This window comes from Bacillus sp. EKM420B, assembly GCF_011065565.1.
GTDB classification, from domain to species: domain Bacteria; phylum Bacillota; class Bacilli; order Bacillales; family Bacillaceae; genus Bacillus; species Bacillus velezensis.
This window is the reverse complement of sequence record NZ_JAAMNX010000003.1, coordinates 415,183-430,234: the sequence shown is the minus strand read 5'-3', so window position 1 is coordinate 430,234 and position 15,052 is coordinate 415,183. Positions and strand designations below refer to the sequence as shown.

Here is a 15,052-nt window from a genome sequence, read left to right as displayed (position 1 = left end):
AAGAGGTTTACAAAATTGGAAAATCAATTCGGGCTAGCTCATCTTCCGGTTCTTCGGGTCTTTCCAGGTTCTCTTTTTCCAGTTCTTTAAAAAGAAGGTACGTATCAACACTTCCTGTTTGAGAAAATACGTTCCAGGTAAAATTCAACACAAAAAACCCACCTTTCATCATTAAACTAGCTTGCCAATCCAAATTCTTACCCTTATCTTGACCTGATGTCCTCCTTTTCATGTTAAACAAATTTTGCTAACGAATCCTTGTTTCTGTGAGGTAATCCCACACATCAGGCATGCGCCTCAGATGAATTAATATTCATCCTCTTTGAAGCCGAAATCACGCAGCTGAGACATTTTATTCCGCCAGTCCTTCTGCACTTTCACCCATAATTCGAGGTAAACGCGTGAACCCAGCAGCGCTTCAATATCAGCCCGCGCTCTTTTGCCGACTTCTTTCAGAAGCGCTCCTTTTTTCCCGATGACGATGCCTTTTTGAGAATCCCGCTCAACCACAATGGTGGCGGCGACATGGACGGAGCCATTCTCCTGCCCTTTAATGGACTCGATAGCGACAGCGATGCTGTGCGGCACTTCTTCCCTTGTCAGATGGAGCACCTTTTCCCTGATCAGTTCAGAAATAATGAACCGCTCGGGATGGTCAGTCACCTGATCGCTCGGATAGAACTGAGGCCCTTCCGGTAAATACGCTTCAATCTGCGCGAGAAGGGTTTCGACGTTGTTCCCTTCCAAAGCTGAGATCGGCACGATTTCTTTAAACGGATAGCGCGTACGGTACTCATCAATTAAAAGAAGCAGCTGGTCGGGGTGGATCTTATCAATTTTGTTTACGATCAGAAAGACCGGCGTGGACGTCTGTCCGAGCTTTTCAATGATAAACTCGTCGCCCTTTCCGTACCCTTCTTCGGCGTTAATCATAAATAACACCAAGTCAACTTCTTTCAGCGTATTCTGCGCCACTTTCATCATAAAGTCGCCAAGCTTGTGCTTTGGTTTGTGAATGCCCGGTGTATCAATAAAAATGGTCTGCGACGTGCCGGTTGTCAGCACCCCTTGGACTTTATTTCTTGTCGTCTGGGGTTTGTCGCTCATGATGGCGATCTTTTGACCGATGACCCTGTTTAAAAAGGTAGACTTTCCTACGTTCGGTCTTCCGATGATAGATACAAATCCTGATTTAAAGCTTTCGTTCGTCATGTAAATCCTCCGATGAAAATGCGCCCGGCAATAATTCTTCCGCAGTCATTTCTTTTATTTGTCCTTGTAAGTTGGTCAGAATAACAAGCATATCCTTTGAGCACAGCTCGGAAATTACTTGTCTGCAGGCTCCGCACGGCGAAACCGGTCCCGGAGTATCCGCAGCCACGGCGAGCATCGCAAATTCCGTATCCCCCTCGGAAACAGCTTTGAATATCGCCGTGCGTTCAGCACAGTTGCACATGCTGTATGCCGCATTTTCAATGTTGCAGCCTCTGTACACTTTTCCGTCTTTGGTAAGAAGAGCGGCTCCCACTCTGAAATTTGAATACGGTACATACGCTGTGTCCCGTGCTTTTAATGCTTCTGCAATCAATTCTTGTCTGTTCATGTGTACTTAATTCCTCTCTTACCTTTATCCTGTATGATACCGCTGTCACTTTTATTTTACATAATTATGATCGGTTTTTCACGCCCATTTTTGGCAATGTAAAATAATTGTAAGAATCTTCTGCTAACATATCTTCGGCAGGAAGATAAGTAAACCAATGATACACGATATCACGGCAAAGACGCAAACGGCTCCGGCGGCCGCGTCCTTTGCCGCTTTTGCGAGCGGGTGATACTGATCGGTAACTAAATCCACAACATGCTCTATCGCCGTATTTAAAAGCTCCAAAGCAAGCATCCCTCCGATCAGCACCAAAACAACGGCCCATTCGGCTGTGCTCAGCCCGGTGAGAAAACCGCAAACGATAACGGCGCAGGCCGCGGTAATATGAAATTGAAAATTCCGCTCTGACCGCGCCGTTTTCCAGATTCCCCTCCATGCATGGACAAAGCTCTTCAGGAACCTGCTCCACTCGTTTTTATGATCTCGTGAGTCCATACTCATCCAGCAAATCCTTTTGCTTCGAAAACATTTCTTCCTCTTCTTCTTTTGTCATGTGATCATAGCCAAGCAAATGCAAAAAGCCGTGCACGGCCAGAAAACCGAGCTCTCTCATAAACGAATGGCCGTACTCTTCCGCTTGCTCTTTCGTTCTGTCTGCGCTGATGATAATATCTCCTAAAACAGGCGGCATGTCGGCGCCTACGATTTCAACCTCGTCTTCGCCTTCTTCTTCAAGCGCAAACGAAATGACGTCAGTCGGAGTGTCTTTTCCCCGGTAGTCTCTGTTGATTTCTCTGATTTCTTCATTTGTCACAATCGTGACCGATACTTCAGCCTGATCCTGAACGCCTTCTTTTTCCGCCGCGAATTGGAGCAGCTTCTCCACTTCTTGGAGCGCATCAGCTGAGACGCTGTTCGTTTCATCAACAATATCTATGAGTAAACCCATTTATTTCACCTTCTTCGTAGCCTCCGGATATTCAATCCGGGAGTGGAAAATTCCTTTTAAAGTCGCACATAGTGTTTTTGCGATCGTATCCAGTTCTCGGAACGTGAGATCACATTCTGAGAATTGTCCGTCCTGAAGCTTATCGGATATAATTCCCCGCACCAGTTTTTCGATCCGCTCAGGATTGGGATTATGCATGGAACGGACGGCGGCTTCAACGCTGTCGGCCACTGAGATAATAGCCGCTTCTTTCGATTGCGGCTTCGGCCCCGGGTAGCGGAACTCTTTCTCTGTAATCTGGTCGCCCTTTTCTTTCGCTTTATAATAAAAGAATTTTAAAAGGGACGTTCCGTGATGCTGTTCCGCGATATCCACAAGCTCTTTCGGAAACTTATAGCTTCTGAGCATATTCGCACCGTCTGTCGTATGTGCGATAATGATATTTTTGCTGAGCTGAGGAGACAGCTTGTCATGCGGATTATCCATATTCATCTGATTTTCAATAAAATATTGCGGACGTTTCGTTTTGCCGAGATCGTGATAATACGCTCCGACCCGTGCCAAAAGACCGTTTGCCCCTACGGCTTCACAAGCCGCTTCCGACAGATTTGCCACCATGACGCTGTGATGATATGTACCGGGTGTTTCCGTTAAAATCTTTCGAAGCAGGGGATGATTCGGATTAGACAGTTCAATCAGCCTCATCGTTGAAAGAATGCCGAATCCCGTCTCAAAAAACGGCATCAGACCGATAATTAAAACGGATGAAGCAAGTCCCGAGACGACCCCCATCAGCATCAGCGTTCCGATTTCAACCGGTGACAGCGCCGTATTTTGTATTAATAAAAGCGACAGCACGATAATCATATTAATAAATGAGACGAACAGTCCCGCCTGCAATATTTTTGATCTCGCATTGTGTTTCCCCAAAAACAGAATGCCTGAAATGCTGCTGATTAAATAGTAAATGCCGATGACGTAATTAAATGTTCCCGTCACACCCTGATTAAACATCATACTGCCGCAGATCGCCAGAATGATGCTTCCTAAAATGGCGAGCCTTTCATTGAGCAGCAGCCTGATTAAAATCGCGCCGGCAGCGATCGGCACAAGATAGCCGATATTGGTGTATTCAATCTTCTGAAAGAGACTGACGACTTCCATAATGACGAGAATAAGCGTTGTAATGATAGAAAACAGCAAAAGAGATTTATTTTTCAGCTTAAGCTCCTGCTGCTGTTTCTCAAAATAGTAGACAAGCGTGGCAATAAACAGCCCGATCATCAGAAGCAGACCGCTGATCGGTTTTAACAGGTTGGAATTATTCAAAAGCCCCGTCAGTTCAAGCTTCCTGTATACTTCCCGGTCGATCAGATCATTCTCTTCCACGAGAACCTGTCCCTGTTTGATCTGTACCGGCTGGACGCTGTCTGACGCTTCCTGGCGTTTTTCATCCGTCGCTTTCGGATCAAATACGTAATTCGGGATGACCGCGTATTTTCCGATTTCAGTCGCAGCCGCTAAATATTTTGACGGCACAGAAGCGCTTTTGAGCTCTTTTGCGACCTTATCCTTCGCTTCAGCAAGCTTTTCAGAAGGAATTTCACTGCTCATCACCGTATTCACCGCGGTAATGACGGAATCCCTCACAAATGAGAAATCTTCATTGTTTGCATGGAGAAGCGATTTAATGGCATCTTCCGAGACGGATTCATTGACATCCTGTGTCAGCTTGTTTTTCACCGATTTGACCAGTGATTTTTCCGAAGGTGACTTTTTGTCTTTTTCCGCATCTTTTTTCACTTCGCCGATGCTGTCAAAAATGGAAGTGATCAGGTCAAGCCGGTTGTCGGTATAGCCTTTTTTCAGAGTGTATTGATCTTCCACCGCATCTTCGGCCGCCTGTTTTTTCGATTCCGTCGCCTGCTGATCTTCAACTGTGGCGGGCGCGTAAATCGTCTTATCACTGACTGAAAACAAATCCAAATTAAGTGATTCAGGTTTTACATGAATAAAGAGCAAACCAAACATGATCGCTGAAAGCAGCAGGTACAGCAGCACATGGGCTGAGCGGGCATGTCTGAAACTGCGGAACCGTTCCCGGGCGCTTTTGCCCTTTCCCTTCTTTTTCAAAACAAGAACCTCCTCCCTGAAACATCAGGAACACATCATATAAAAATGACCCGATAACGGGAGATCGGGTCATTTTCGCATTACTTTTGCTTATCATAAGCTTCAATAATTTTTGCAACAAGCGGATGCCTGACCACATCTGTCTGGTCAAGTTCAATCACGGAGATGCCGTTTATGTCCTTCAGCATATCCTTCGCTACTGCAAGTCCCGATGTGACGCCTTTCGGCAGGTCAATTTGGCTTACGTCGCCCGTAATGATCATTTTAGAGCCAAAACCCAATCTCGTCAAAAACATTTTCATTTGAGCGGGAGTGGTATTCTGGGCTTCATCAAGAATCACATACGCGTCGTCAAGCGTCCGCCCTCTCATATAGGCAAGCGGGGCGATTTCAATAACCCCTCTTTCCATAAGACGCTCCGTATGGTCGCTTCCGAGCACATCATGGAGCGCGTCATACAGCGGGCGCAGATAAGGATCTACTTTTTCCTTTAAATCTCCGGGCAGAAAACCGAGGCTCTCGCCGGCTTCCACAGCGGGTCTTGTTAAAATGATTTTTTTAATGTGGCCGTTTTTTAAAGCATGCACCGCTTTTACGACCGCCAAATAAGTTTTGCCGGTTCCCGCCGGCCCGATGCCGAACACCATGTCGTTTTTCTTCATCGCCGCCACATATTCTCTTTGGCCGAGGGTTTTGACACGGATCGATTTGCCTTTTGCCGTTTTCGTTATTTCCTCTTCATACATACTTTCAAAATAGTCCAGTTCATCTTTTTTTGCCATTTTCACGGCATACAGCACATCACGTTCCGAAATCTCGATCCCCTTGCGAATTAAAGTAAGGAGCGAGCCCAATAATCTGTCAGCGATCTCAAATGTTTCATCATTCCCGGAAACGTAAATGGTTTCACCACGTGTGATGAGGCTAATGCCCAGATCCTTCTCCATTAAATGTAAAAAGGCATCTTGGCTGCCGAACAAAGAAAGTGCTTCGTCCGGGCTTTTCAGTTTGTGATTAATCGCAAGTAAATGTTCTGCCATTCTTTAGTCTCCCTGAACAATAGGTGTGGTTTGAACGATATCTTCTATAACTTGGTAGAGAATAATCAACTTTACTTTACCATTCTCAACGGATTGGTGCAAAACTTTTTCACTTTCCACCTCTCCGCTGCCGTTTAATCGCTTTTCTACATCTTGTCTTCCCATTTTGATACCGGCCTGAACCGCTTCGCCTTTCGTATAAGTCCGCACGGTTGTTTCACTTTCTCTTGTCTGTTCTTGAACGTAAGACACCGGAAGCTTCATCCCCAGAAATTGAAACGGGTGCTTTTCTTCCTCTGTTTTCGGATGTTTCAGCGGCTCCTCATTAAATTCAAAGCCCCAAAATGGCACGCCCCATGATCCGAAAGACAGCTTGTGCTTCGTCCTTACTTTACCCGTATATAGCGTAAATGATGTTTCAAGAGGCACGGTTACTTCAGACTTGTACCATGTTTCTCCGTAAATTTCCGCTTTTGAGGCGACTTTCCGGTCTTCATTTCCGATCAGTCCTGAGACGAGAAGCTGTCCTTTGTCAACATGATCGTTCACAAAAGCCATCGGCTGCCCCTTTTGCACGAACATCCTTTTGATGACCGCCTTCTTTTTGGCAACGATATGGCGGGGGCTCACGTACTTTTCTTTTGTCGGTTCGTTTTTTTCGACCACTTTCATATGAAGGGCTGTCCCGTTCAATTCCACACCGACCCACGTAATATTATCAATGCCGTTTGTTAATGATTTTTGGATTTTCTCCGGCGTCATCATTAAAAATTGCAAACGGCCTTTTTTCACACCGATTTCTTCAAGGTGCTTTACCATCTGATGCTCGGTTTCGGGCTTGGCCCCTTTAATATCAATGTCCCAAATCATGTTGGACAAAAGAAACAATATAATGAAAAACATCACAAATCCCGCAGTGAAGCCCAGGTTTAATTTTGATTTGAGAAGCAGAAAGGGAAGACCCTTTCTTTTTGTAAAGCTTGCTTTGCATTCATGTTTTCTGATGACTCTTCTGAAAGCATGTACATCTTGAAGCTGAATCATCAGCAGAACACAGTCTTGCTTTTTTTTCACCGCAAAGATGGCGATTCCGTTTCTCGTGCATTCATTCAGCAGCCGTTCAATCCCTTTTCCTTTGACTTCCATTTGGACTTTACCCGAAAAAAATGACAGCCATTTGTTTTTCACATTATTTCCCCCCGGCTTTATGAATCGACATATCGTACGTGATCTATCGTGCCTTCCAAAAGGATTTCCTCTGGAAGGATTGCCTTAATGACCAAGTTTTTTCCTGATATGATACATTGCCCCTGCTTGAGCATCAGCCTGACTTCTTCTTCGCTGAACAGCAGGAGGCCTCTGTGATTCTCTATGTAGATATGAAGTCTGCCGACCATCGTAATACGAGGCAGATCCATCATAACGTCCGGGGGAATTTCCAATGCTCTTGTCAGCCATGCCTTTACACGATTCTTTCTTTGCCCCATAAAAAAAGAACCCCCTTTCATCTCATATGTATGATTTGAAAAGGGGTTCTAACACTTTATTTTTTACCGATGTTCCGCATGGTCCGATGCGGTTTTTTTGCACGGGGCGGACCCAAAACCTCACTGAATATGATGCCTTGGACCGCAGTTTCTTTATTTATTTTGAGGGCTGATTTCTTCAGAGATGCGTTTCGTGCGCGTTGAGATGTCAGCTTATGTTCAAGCCCGTTAAACATCTGCTCCGTCTCCGCTAGGCGCTTTTCAGCTTCCCTTCTTTTTTGCTCAAAAGGGTTCTCTTCTGAAACGGCAGGCAATTCTTCCGCTTCCGGCTTATGCTCTTTCTGCGGCTGTTTTTGATCCTGCTTTTTTGCCTGATTTTCGGGACGTGTACCCGGCGGCCGTTTTTCATCTTTGTTTTTCTTGCCGAATATTGCCGATATAATGCCGATGACGGCGGCAATGACGAGCGGATTTGTCAGAATCTCGTGCATATAGCGGCTCCCTCCTTAATAGAGAGGTTATTGTTGGTCTTCATCTTGCTGGTCATTCGTCAGCTTGCCGATAGAATCCCTCATGTCCGTATCCGCGTCGATATTTTTTATGTTCATATAGTCCATGACGCCGATGTTTCCTTCACGCAGCGCTTCTGCCATCGCAAGCGGCACTTCGGCTTCTGCTTCCACGACTTTTGCACGCATTTCTTCTACGCGAGCGCGCATTTCCTGCTCTTGGGCGACCGCCATGGCGCGGCGCTCTTCGGCTTTGGCCTGCGCAATGTTTTTGTCTGCTTCTGCCTGATCCGTTTGAAGAATCGCTCCGATGTTTTTGCCGATATCAACGTCGGCGATGTCAATCGAAAGAATTTCAAAGGCGGTGCCTGAATCCAGCCCTTTGCCAAGTACGGTCTGCGAAATCATATCAGGGTTTTCCAGCACTTTTTTATGATTACCCGAGGAACCGATTGTCGAGACAATCCCTTCTCCGACACGGGCGACAACCGTCTCTTCTCCCGCTCCTCCGACAAGGCGCTCGATATTGGCTCTTACGGTGATTCTGGCTTTTGCTTTTACTTCAATTCCGTCCATGGCGACACCCGCGATAAACGGTGTTTCAATGACCTTCGGATTGACGCTCATCTGTACGGCTTCCAATACGTCACGCCCGGCCAGGTCAATGGCTGCGCAGCGTTCAAATGTGAGCTCAATATTGGCGCGCTGTGCCGCAATCAGGGCATTGACCACCCTGTCGACATTACCACCGGCCAGATAATGGCTTTCGAGCTGATTTGTTGTTGCGGATAGGCCGGCTTTGTGCGCTTTAATTAACGGATTGACAACGCGGCTTGGTATGACGCGCCGCAGCCTCATCCCGACCAAAGTGAAAATGCTGATTCTGACTCCTGCCGCAAGCGCCGAAATCCATAGCATCACCGGTACAAAGGTGAAGAATATGGCTAACACGATTATGGCAGCTGCAACTATTGCTAAAATCGCCAAACTTGACAGTTCCATCTAATTCCTCCTCAAGGTTATCATCTATATTTCTCTCACGACAATGCGTGAGCCTTCCGCTTTCACTACTTTCACCTGTCTGTCTTTTTCAGTGAATGATCCTTCCGAGACGACATCCAGACGTTCATCATCAATAATGACGGTGCCTGACGGTCTGAGGGCTGTAGCGGTAACGCCGACTTTCCCCAACAGCTCCGTCCGGTTCTGATTTGAAACATAACCGCTCTCCGTGCTTGTTGAATCAGTTAATATTAATTTTTTAAAGAATTTCATTCGTTTCCCCAACACCCTTGTTAATATGATAAAGGCTGTAATAGACACAGCAATGGCGATCAAGAGAGAAACCGCCATTACGGTAAAGCTGCCCGCAGCGAGAAAGAGGCTCGCGATGACGCCTGCAATACCGATAAGACCGATTATGCCTCCGGGCAGAAATATCTCTAAAAGGATAAAAACCAAGCCCGCGCAAAATAAGAATACGCTGTCATAGCCGGCGAATCCGGCAGCGATATGCCCGGTGAAAAACAGCAGCATGGCCGTCAGTCCGACGGCACCCGGTATCCCGAGGCCCGGCGAGAACAATTCAATGGTCAAACCAAGCAAAGCAAGCGTTAATAAGACGGGGACAACAAACGGATTTGTCAGCCATCTGCCCAGTTTGCCGACGAAACCTTCTTTTGTATGGTGAACATCCGCTTTGTCAAAACCGAGCTTTGTATATAAAGCATCAAGGTTTGAAACCGTGCCCTCCGAATATCCGACTTCCTTGGCTTTTTCAGCTGTCAGTGTCAGCAGTTTTCCCTTTGGGGCGCCCGCTTCCTTTGCATTGATGGCGGGATCTGCCATAGCCAGGGCGTATTTCGGATTTCGGTTGTTTTTAACCGCTGCGTCCTCCATTTCTGCATGCCACAGTGATTGAGCCTTTTTGTCCGCCGCGTTTCCTTTTCCGTCGATGATGGCTGCGGCACCCATTTTTCCGCCCGGCGCCATATAGATTTCATCTGCCTGAAGCGCTATATACGCTCCGGCAGAAAGCGCCCGTTTATTAACGTAAGCGGTAACAGGCACATCCGCGCGGCCGATGATATCCGCAATATCCAAGGCTGATTGAACGGCGCCTCCCGGTGTATTGATGTCAAGAATAATGTGTGACGCGCCGGACTCCTTCGCTTCTTTAAAAGAACGCGATAAAAACGAGGCGAGCCCCTGTTCGACATTTTTCTCAACCGGGATGACATAAACCGATGGATGATCAGCTTTCGCGTTCAATTGAACCCCTAATAAAGATAATACAAATAAGCCCAATAGAGCAACAGCAATTCCGGTTTTTTTTCGGAACAAGGCAAATATACCCTCCTTCCCGTTTCGTTCTTCTTTATATACGTAACAAATGTACTTTAGTTTCATTTTTTTATGTATAAAAAAAGACATCTCTCTAGGAAAGATGTCTTTTTTCTTGTCAATTAAGATAATTGACTGCTGACAAGTCTGTTAATTACGCTGCCGTCAGCTTTACCTTTTACTTTAGGCATAATAGCACTCATCACTTTGCCCATGTCCGCTTTGGAGCTCGCACCGACTTCAGCGATGGTTTCATTTACAATTGTCTGCAGCTCTTCTTCAGAAAGCTGCTTCGGTAAATAAATTTCTAAAATGTCCAGCTCTTTTTGAACTTTATCTACTAAATCTAAACGATCAGCGTTTGAAAATTCATGGAGGGAGTCTTTACGTTGCTTAAGTTCACGAGATAGGACAGTAAGTTCCTCATCCTCGGTCAAACTGTCTTTCTTAAGCTTAATTGCTTCGTTTTGAAGTGAAGCTTTCACCATTCGAACGACAGTCAGTTTGTCTTTCTCACGGCTTTTCATATACAGCTTCATATCTTGGTTAAGTCGCTCAAGAAGACTCATAAATCCACCCTCTTTTAGAATTTGCGTTTTCTAGCAGCTTCTGACTTTTTCTTGCGCTTTACGCTAGGTTTTTCATAAAATTCGCGCTTTCTTGCTTCTTGCAAAGTACCTGTCTTTGATACACTGCGTTTGAAGCGACGAAGAGCATCTTCAAGCGATTCGTTTTTTCTAACGACCGTTTTTGACATTCTCTTTCCCTCCCTCCGAATACACCAATCGACTACCTTTAAAAAGATACATATATAAACATGTACTTTGACATTATAATATAAGCCATCAGTCAGGTCAACTAAGCGAGCTCACTTTTCCGTCATGAATAAGGCTGCTTGTCTATATAATGATGGAAAGGGGTGTTTCGTTTGATAATACTGATTCTCTTTACCGCACTTATCCTGTTTTTTTTACTCGGAATGAGCCTGCTCAGGCAGGGCCTGATCGCATTAACGTATTCAAAAATTGAGAAAAGCCTGCTCTTATTTACCGACCACCCTTTGAAAGCTTTTCTCATAAGCATCGTATTCACCGGTTTTCTTCAGAGCAGCTCAGCCTTCATGGTCATTGTCATCGGCTTTGTCAGCGCAGGCGCTTTATCTTTTAAACGGACCATTCCGATGATTCTCGGCACGAATGTCGGCTCCACGTTTACGACGGAGTTTTTAGCCATAAAGATGGATGTGCTCATTTGGGTGCTTTTTATCGGAGGCCTTGTGTTTATCCTCATCCGTAAATATCCGTTCAGGCAGATCGGTATAAGCTTCCTCGGTCTCGGCATCATCTTTTTTTGCATCACATGCTTCAGCCGGCTTGCCGTTCCGCTGACAGAAATGAAGGCGGGGGCGGAGGTTTTGCGCCATGTGAATGATTCGAGCTGGTCCGCTCTTTTTATCGGTATGATATTGACGGCAATCATTCATTCAAGCTCCGTCTGCATCGGCATTTTGATGAGTTTTATGAACGAAGGGGTGATCGGCATTGAACAAGCGGTCAGCGTCGTTCTGGGATCTAATATCGGGACATGCGTCACGGCCGTCATGGCTGCTGTTTCAGGCGGTTATGCCGCCAGACAGACCGCCGGTGCTCACGTAGTGTTTAATATTCTCGGCGTGCTGCTCGTCTTTCCCTTCCTGTCTGCATCAGCAGGTATTACGGAGCGCCTGTCTGATGATCCCGCGCAGATGATTGCGCATTTCAGCCTGTTATTTAACGTAGTCACCGCGTTATTGTTTCTGCCGTTCACACATTTGTTTTACCGGCTGATTGACAGGCTGATTCCTCCGAAACCGTAAAAAAACCGATGCGGGAAGGCACCGGTTTTTTTATCTGTTATGAAGACATGCGCATGTTCCGGGTCATTTCATCCTCAACGACGCGGACGAATTGTCCTTCATTATACGGATAGCCCGCTTTTTGAATTTTGACTTTGACAAGTTTGCCGATTACATCTTCCGTGCCTTTGAAGACGACTTTCATGTAATTGTCCGTATATCCGACGAACATGCCGTCCTCATCAGACTCTTTAAACGCCTCTTCCGGAATGATTTCCAGAACCTCTCCTTCATAATCGGAGGCGTATTCTTTGGCAAGCTGGTCAGACAGCGCAATCAGCTTATGCACCCGTTCGTTTTTCACGTTCTCGTCAACCTGGTCTTCCATTCTGGCCGCAGGTGTTCCGGTGCGTTTGCTGTAAGGGAATACGTGAAGCTCTGAAAACTTATGTTCTTTAATGAACCGGTATGTTTCCATAAATTCTTCTTCCGTTTCACCCGGGAAGCCGACGATGACATCAGATGTGACGGCAAGACCCGGCAGCGCTTCTTTCAGCTTATTTAAACGGTCTGCGAAAAATTCCATCGTATATTTGCGTCTCATCCGTTTCAGAACGGTGTTTGACCCTGACTGAATCGGGATATGAAGGTGGCGGACGATTTTATCAGACGCGTCCAGCACTTCAATCACTTCATCAGTGATTTGGCTTGCTTCAATAGATGAAATTCTGATCCGCTTCAGTCCTTCTACACGTGTATCAAGCTCGCGGAGAAGCTTGGCGAAATTATAATCTTTCATATCTTCGCCGTAGCCGCCCGTATGAATCCCCGTCAGGACGATTTCTTTATAGCCGGCATCCACCAGCTGCTGCGCCTGTTTAATGACTTCTTCCGGATCGCGGGAACGAAGCAGGCCGCGCGCCCAAGGGATAATGCAGAACGTACAGAAGTTGTTGCAGCCCTCTTGGATTTTTAACGACGCTCTTGTGCGGTCAGTAAAAGCGGGAACATCCAGCTCTTCAAACACGCGTGCTTTCATAATATTGCCGACGCCGTTGATCGGCTGACGCTCTTCCCTGTACTGCTCAATGTAACCGAGCATTTTTTCACGATCCTGCGTGCCGACGACGATGTCAACACCCGGGATGGCCATAATTTCTGCCGGAGAGGTTTGCGCATAGCACCCTGTTACGCAGATGACGCCGTCAGGATTTTGGCGGATCGCCCGTCTGATGACTTGACGGCTTTTTTTATCTCCCGTGTTTGTTACCGTACATGTATTAATGACATATACATCTGCTGTCTGTTCGAATTCTTTTCGTTCATAACCCGCATCTTTAAACAGCTGCCAGATTGCTTCTGTTTCATAATGATTGACCTTGCAGCCAAGGGTATGAAAAGCAACAGTTGCCATTACTGATCACCTCTTAATAACTCTGTATGATAGGAAACTGCGCTTAACGCGTAAAGAGGCGCAGTTTCAGTCCGTAAAATTCTCGGTCCGAGGCCGCATAAGACGGCGCCTTTTTCTGAAAGCTGATGAACTTCAGACTCAGTCAGACCGCCTTCAGGGCCGAATACGATTAAAAGAGACGAACCTTGCGGAAGGCTTTTAAGCTCCGCGGCGAAAGCGCCCGTTTCTCCCTGCTTTGATGACTCCTCGTATGCAACGACACATTTATCGACATTCTCCGCCATTTCAAGCAGCTGCGGGAACGTATGAACGGTTTTCACTTCGGGAATTTCATTGCGGTACGATTGCTCCGCCGCTTCCTTCGCGATTTTCGCCCATCTCTCCCGTTTTTTCTTTGCCTTTTTGTCGTCTAGCTTAACGACGGATCTGGCGCCCTGAAAGGGGATGAACATACTAGCCCCCAGCTCGGTCCCTTTTTGGATAATCCATTCAAGCTTATCGCCTTTCGGAAGGCCGCTGGCAATCCTGATCTTCAAAGGCAGTTCACGGTTTTCACCCGTCCATTCAGCAATGCTGCATGATATATGGTCTTTAGAAACCGCTTTGAGCAGGCATAACGCTTCATGGCCGTCTTTCGAACAGCAGATTATCCGGTCTCCCGCACTCATTCTCATGACGTTCGCTATATGGTGGACGTCTTCCCCCGTAATTTGAAAATCGGGAGTTTCGTCCATCTCCTGCTTCGTGAGCTCGATAAAATATCGTTGCATACGCTGTGACACCTACTAACTGTTATTTTTTCGCGATGATGCTGACCCAATCTTCCATAGACAGAATTTCTGTGATGGTAAAGCCGGCTTTTTCCAACGCTTCTTTTACTTCCTGTTTTTTCTGGCCGATAATGCCTGAAGTAATAAAATGGCCTCCGTCTTTGAGCAGGTCGTACGCCTGTGATGTAAAGCGGAGAATCACTTCCGCCAAAATATTTGCGACAATGACATCATGTTCGCCCGTGATGCCGTCTAACAAATTGTTCTGCTTCACTTCGGCCGTATCACTCACTTTGTTCAATTTTAGATTCAGACGCGCGCTTTCAACAGCGACCGGATCAAGGTCATATGCATGAACCGATTCGGCCTCAAGCATGGCGGCCGCGATGCTTAAAATTCCTGAACCGGTGCCGACATCAATGACACGGTCGCCTTTTTGAACGATACGCTCAAGCGCCTGAATGCACAGAACGGTTGTCGGATGCGTTCCCGTACCGAATGCCATGCCCGGATCCATTTCGATAATCAGTTCATCGGTATTCACGGGTGTGTACGTTTCCCATGTGGGTACGATCGTGAATTTTTCAGAAATTTTCACCGGATGATAATACTTTTTCCAAGCTGTCGCCCATTCTTCTTCATTAACTTCAGAAATGGTGATTGTGTTTCTGCCTAAATCAATGTCGTACAAAAGCAGATTATTAATCGTCTCTTTAATGCCGTCCACCGTTTCGCCGAGGAAACTGTTGATCGGCAGATACGCTTTGACAATGACACCCTCATCGGGGTAATCATTGGGGTCGAGCTGGTAGATTTCCCCGTAAACATTCTCACGCTCTTTCATTAAATCAAGCGGATCTTCGATGACAACCCCGCTCGCACCAGCTTCATGCAAAATATTTGAGATGGGTTCGACCGCTTCATGTGTTGTGTGAATGCTGATTTCGGACCATTTCAAAACTACCAA

At 46.3% G+C, this 15,052-nt stretch carries 17 protein-coding genes and 1 pseudogene; 1 reads left to right on the top strand and 17 read right to left on the bottom strand.

What is annotated here, in order from left to right; translation table 11 throughout:
• Positions 1–7 precede the first annotated feature (7 nt).
• The 14 genes and pseudogenes from G9F48_RS12245 to rpsU all read right to left on the bottom strand — a co-directional run bounded on the left by G9F48_RS12245 (position 8) and on the right by rpsU (position 10,824).
• Complete coding sequence (locus tag G9F48_RS12245; RefSeq protein ID WP_007408286.1) at positions 8–151, bottom strand: YqzL family protein; 144 nt, start codon at positions 149–151, stop codon at positions 8–10.
• A gap of 155 nt (positions 152–306) precedes the next feature.
• On the bottom strand, positions 307–1,212 hold the full coding sequence (era, locus tag G9F48_RS12240; protein ID WP_007408285.1) for a GTPase Era: 906 nt from the start codon (positions 1,210–1,212) through the stop codon (positions 307–309).
• Positions 1,193–1,603, bottom strand: a complete 411-nt coding sequence (locus tag G9F48_RS12235) for a cytidine deaminase (protein ID WP_003152976.1) — start codon at positions 1,601–1,603, stop codon at positions 1,193–1,195. Before G9F48_RS12235 ends, era begins: the two co-directional genes overlap by 20 nt.
• A gap of 123 nt (positions 1,604–1,726) precedes the next feature.
• Complete coding sequence (locus tag G9F48_RS12230; RefSeq protein ID WP_003152974.1) at positions 1,727–2,101, bottom strand: diacylglycerol kinase family protein; 375 nt, start codon at positions 2,099–2,101, stop codon at positions 1,727–1,729.
• Positions 2,082–2,555 (bottom strand): rRNA maturation RNase YbeY, encoded by a 474-nt coding sequence (gene ybeY, locus G9F48_RS12225; RefSeq protein ID WP_003152973.1) that lies wholly within the window; start codon positions 2,553–2,555, stop codon positions 2,082–2,084. Before ybeY ends, G9F48_RS12230 begins: the two co-directional genes overlap by 20 nt.
• Positions 2,556–4,688 (bottom strand): HD family phosphohydrolase, encoded by a 2,133-nt coding sequence (locus G9F48_RS12220; protein WP_015387990.1) that lies wholly within the window; start codon positions 4,686–4,688, stop codon positions 2,556–2,558.
• Positions 4,689–4,768: 80 nt separating this feature from the next.
• On the bottom strand, positions 4,769–5,728 hold the full coding sequence (locus G9F48_RS12215) for a PhoH family protein (protein ID WP_165409548.1): 960 nt from the start codon (positions 5,726–5,728) through the stop codon (positions 4,769–4,771).
• Positions 5,692–6,916: pseudogene (yqfD, locus tag G9F48_RS12210) on the bottom strand (sporulation protein YqfD). The gene G9F48_RS12215 and the pseudogene yqfD overlap by 37 nt, the downstream one beginning before the upstream one ends.
• A 17-nt stretch (positions 6,917–6,933) precedes the next feature.
• Positions 6,934–7,215 carry a sporulation protein YqfC gene (yqfC, locus tag G9F48_RS12205; protein ID WP_003152966.1) on the bottom strand — a complete coding sequence of 94 codons (282 nt, stop codon included), beginning with the start codon at positions 7,213–7,215 and terminating at the stop codon, positions 6,934–6,936.
• Positions 7,216–7,271: 56 nt separating this feature from the next.
• Positions 7,272–7,706 carry a hypothetical protein gene (locus G9F48_RS12200; RefSeq protein ID WP_070082126.1) on the bottom strand — a complete coding sequence of 145 codons (435 nt, stop codon included), beginning with the start codon at positions 7,704–7,706 and terminating at the stop codon, positions 7,272–7,274.
• Between the two features lie 27 nt (positions 7,707–7,733).
• Positions 7,734–8,726 (bottom strand): flotillin-like protein FloA, encoded by a 993-nt coding sequence (gene floA / locus G9F48_RS12195; protein ID WP_003152961.1) that lies wholly within the window; start codon positions 8,724–8,726, stop codon positions 7,734–7,736.
• A 24-nt stretch (positions 8,727–8,750) separates the two neighbouring features.
• Entirely contained in the window at positions 8,751–10,067 is a 1,317-nt protein-coding gene (locus G9F48_RS12190) for an NfeD family protein (protein ID WP_156735565.1), read from the bottom strand.
• A 122-nt stretch (positions 10,068–10,189) separates the two neighbouring features.
• The gene (locus tag G9F48_RS12185) at positions 10,190–10,636 is read right to left on the bottom strand and encodes a GatB/YqeY domain-containing protein (RefSeq protein WP_003152958.1); all 447 of its coding nucleotides are present in this window, start codon (positions 10,634–10,636) and stop codon (positions 10,190–10,192) included.
• 14 nt (positions 10,637–10,650) lie between these two features.
• Positions 10,651–10,824 carry a 30S ribosomal protein S21 gene (rpsU, locus tag G9F48_RS12180; protein ID WP_003152957.1) on the bottom strand — a complete coding sequence of 58 codons (174 nt, stop codon included), beginning with the start codon at positions 10,822–10,824 and terminating at the stop codon, positions 10,651–10,653.
• Between the two features lie 171 nt (positions 10,825–10,995).
• Between rpsU and G9F48_RS12175 the strand changes: the two genes are divergently transcribed.
• A complete protein-coding gene (locus G9F48_RS12175; RefSeq protein WP_165409547.1) occupies positions 10,996–11,922 on the top strand; it encodes a Na/Pi symporter in 927 nt (308 codons plus the stop codon).
• 37 nt (positions 11,923–11,959) lie between these two features.
• On the opposite strand, the gene mtaB is transcribed toward G9F48_RS12175, so the two are convergent.
• The 3 genes from mtaB to prmA are packed head-to-tail and all read right to left on the bottom strand — an operon-like array spanning position 11,960 to position 15,043.
• On the bottom strand, positions 11,960–13,315 hold the full coding sequence (gene mtaB, locus G9F48_RS12170; protein ID WP_014305444.1) for a tRNA (N(6)-L-threonylcarbamoyladenosine(37)-C(2))-methylthiotransferase MtaB: 1,356 nt from the start codon (positions 13,313–13,315) through the stop codon (positions 11,960–11,962).
• A complete protein-coding gene (locus tag G9F48_RS12165) occupies positions 13,315–14,085 on the bottom strand; it encodes a 16S rRNA (uracil(1498)-N(3))-methyltransferase (RefSeq protein ID WP_165409546.1) in 771 nt (256 codons plus the stop codon). The genes mtaB and G9F48_RS12165 overlap by 1 nt, the downstream gene beginning before the upstream one ends.
• Positions 14,086–14,107: 22 nt before the next feature.
• A complete protein-coding gene (prmA, locus tag G9F48_RS12160) occupies positions 14,108–15,043 on the bottom strand; it encodes a 50S ribosomal protein L11 methyltransferase (protein ID WP_003152897.1) in 936 nt (311 codons plus the stop codon).
• Between the last annotated feature and the right edge of the window lie 9 nt (positions 15,044–15,052).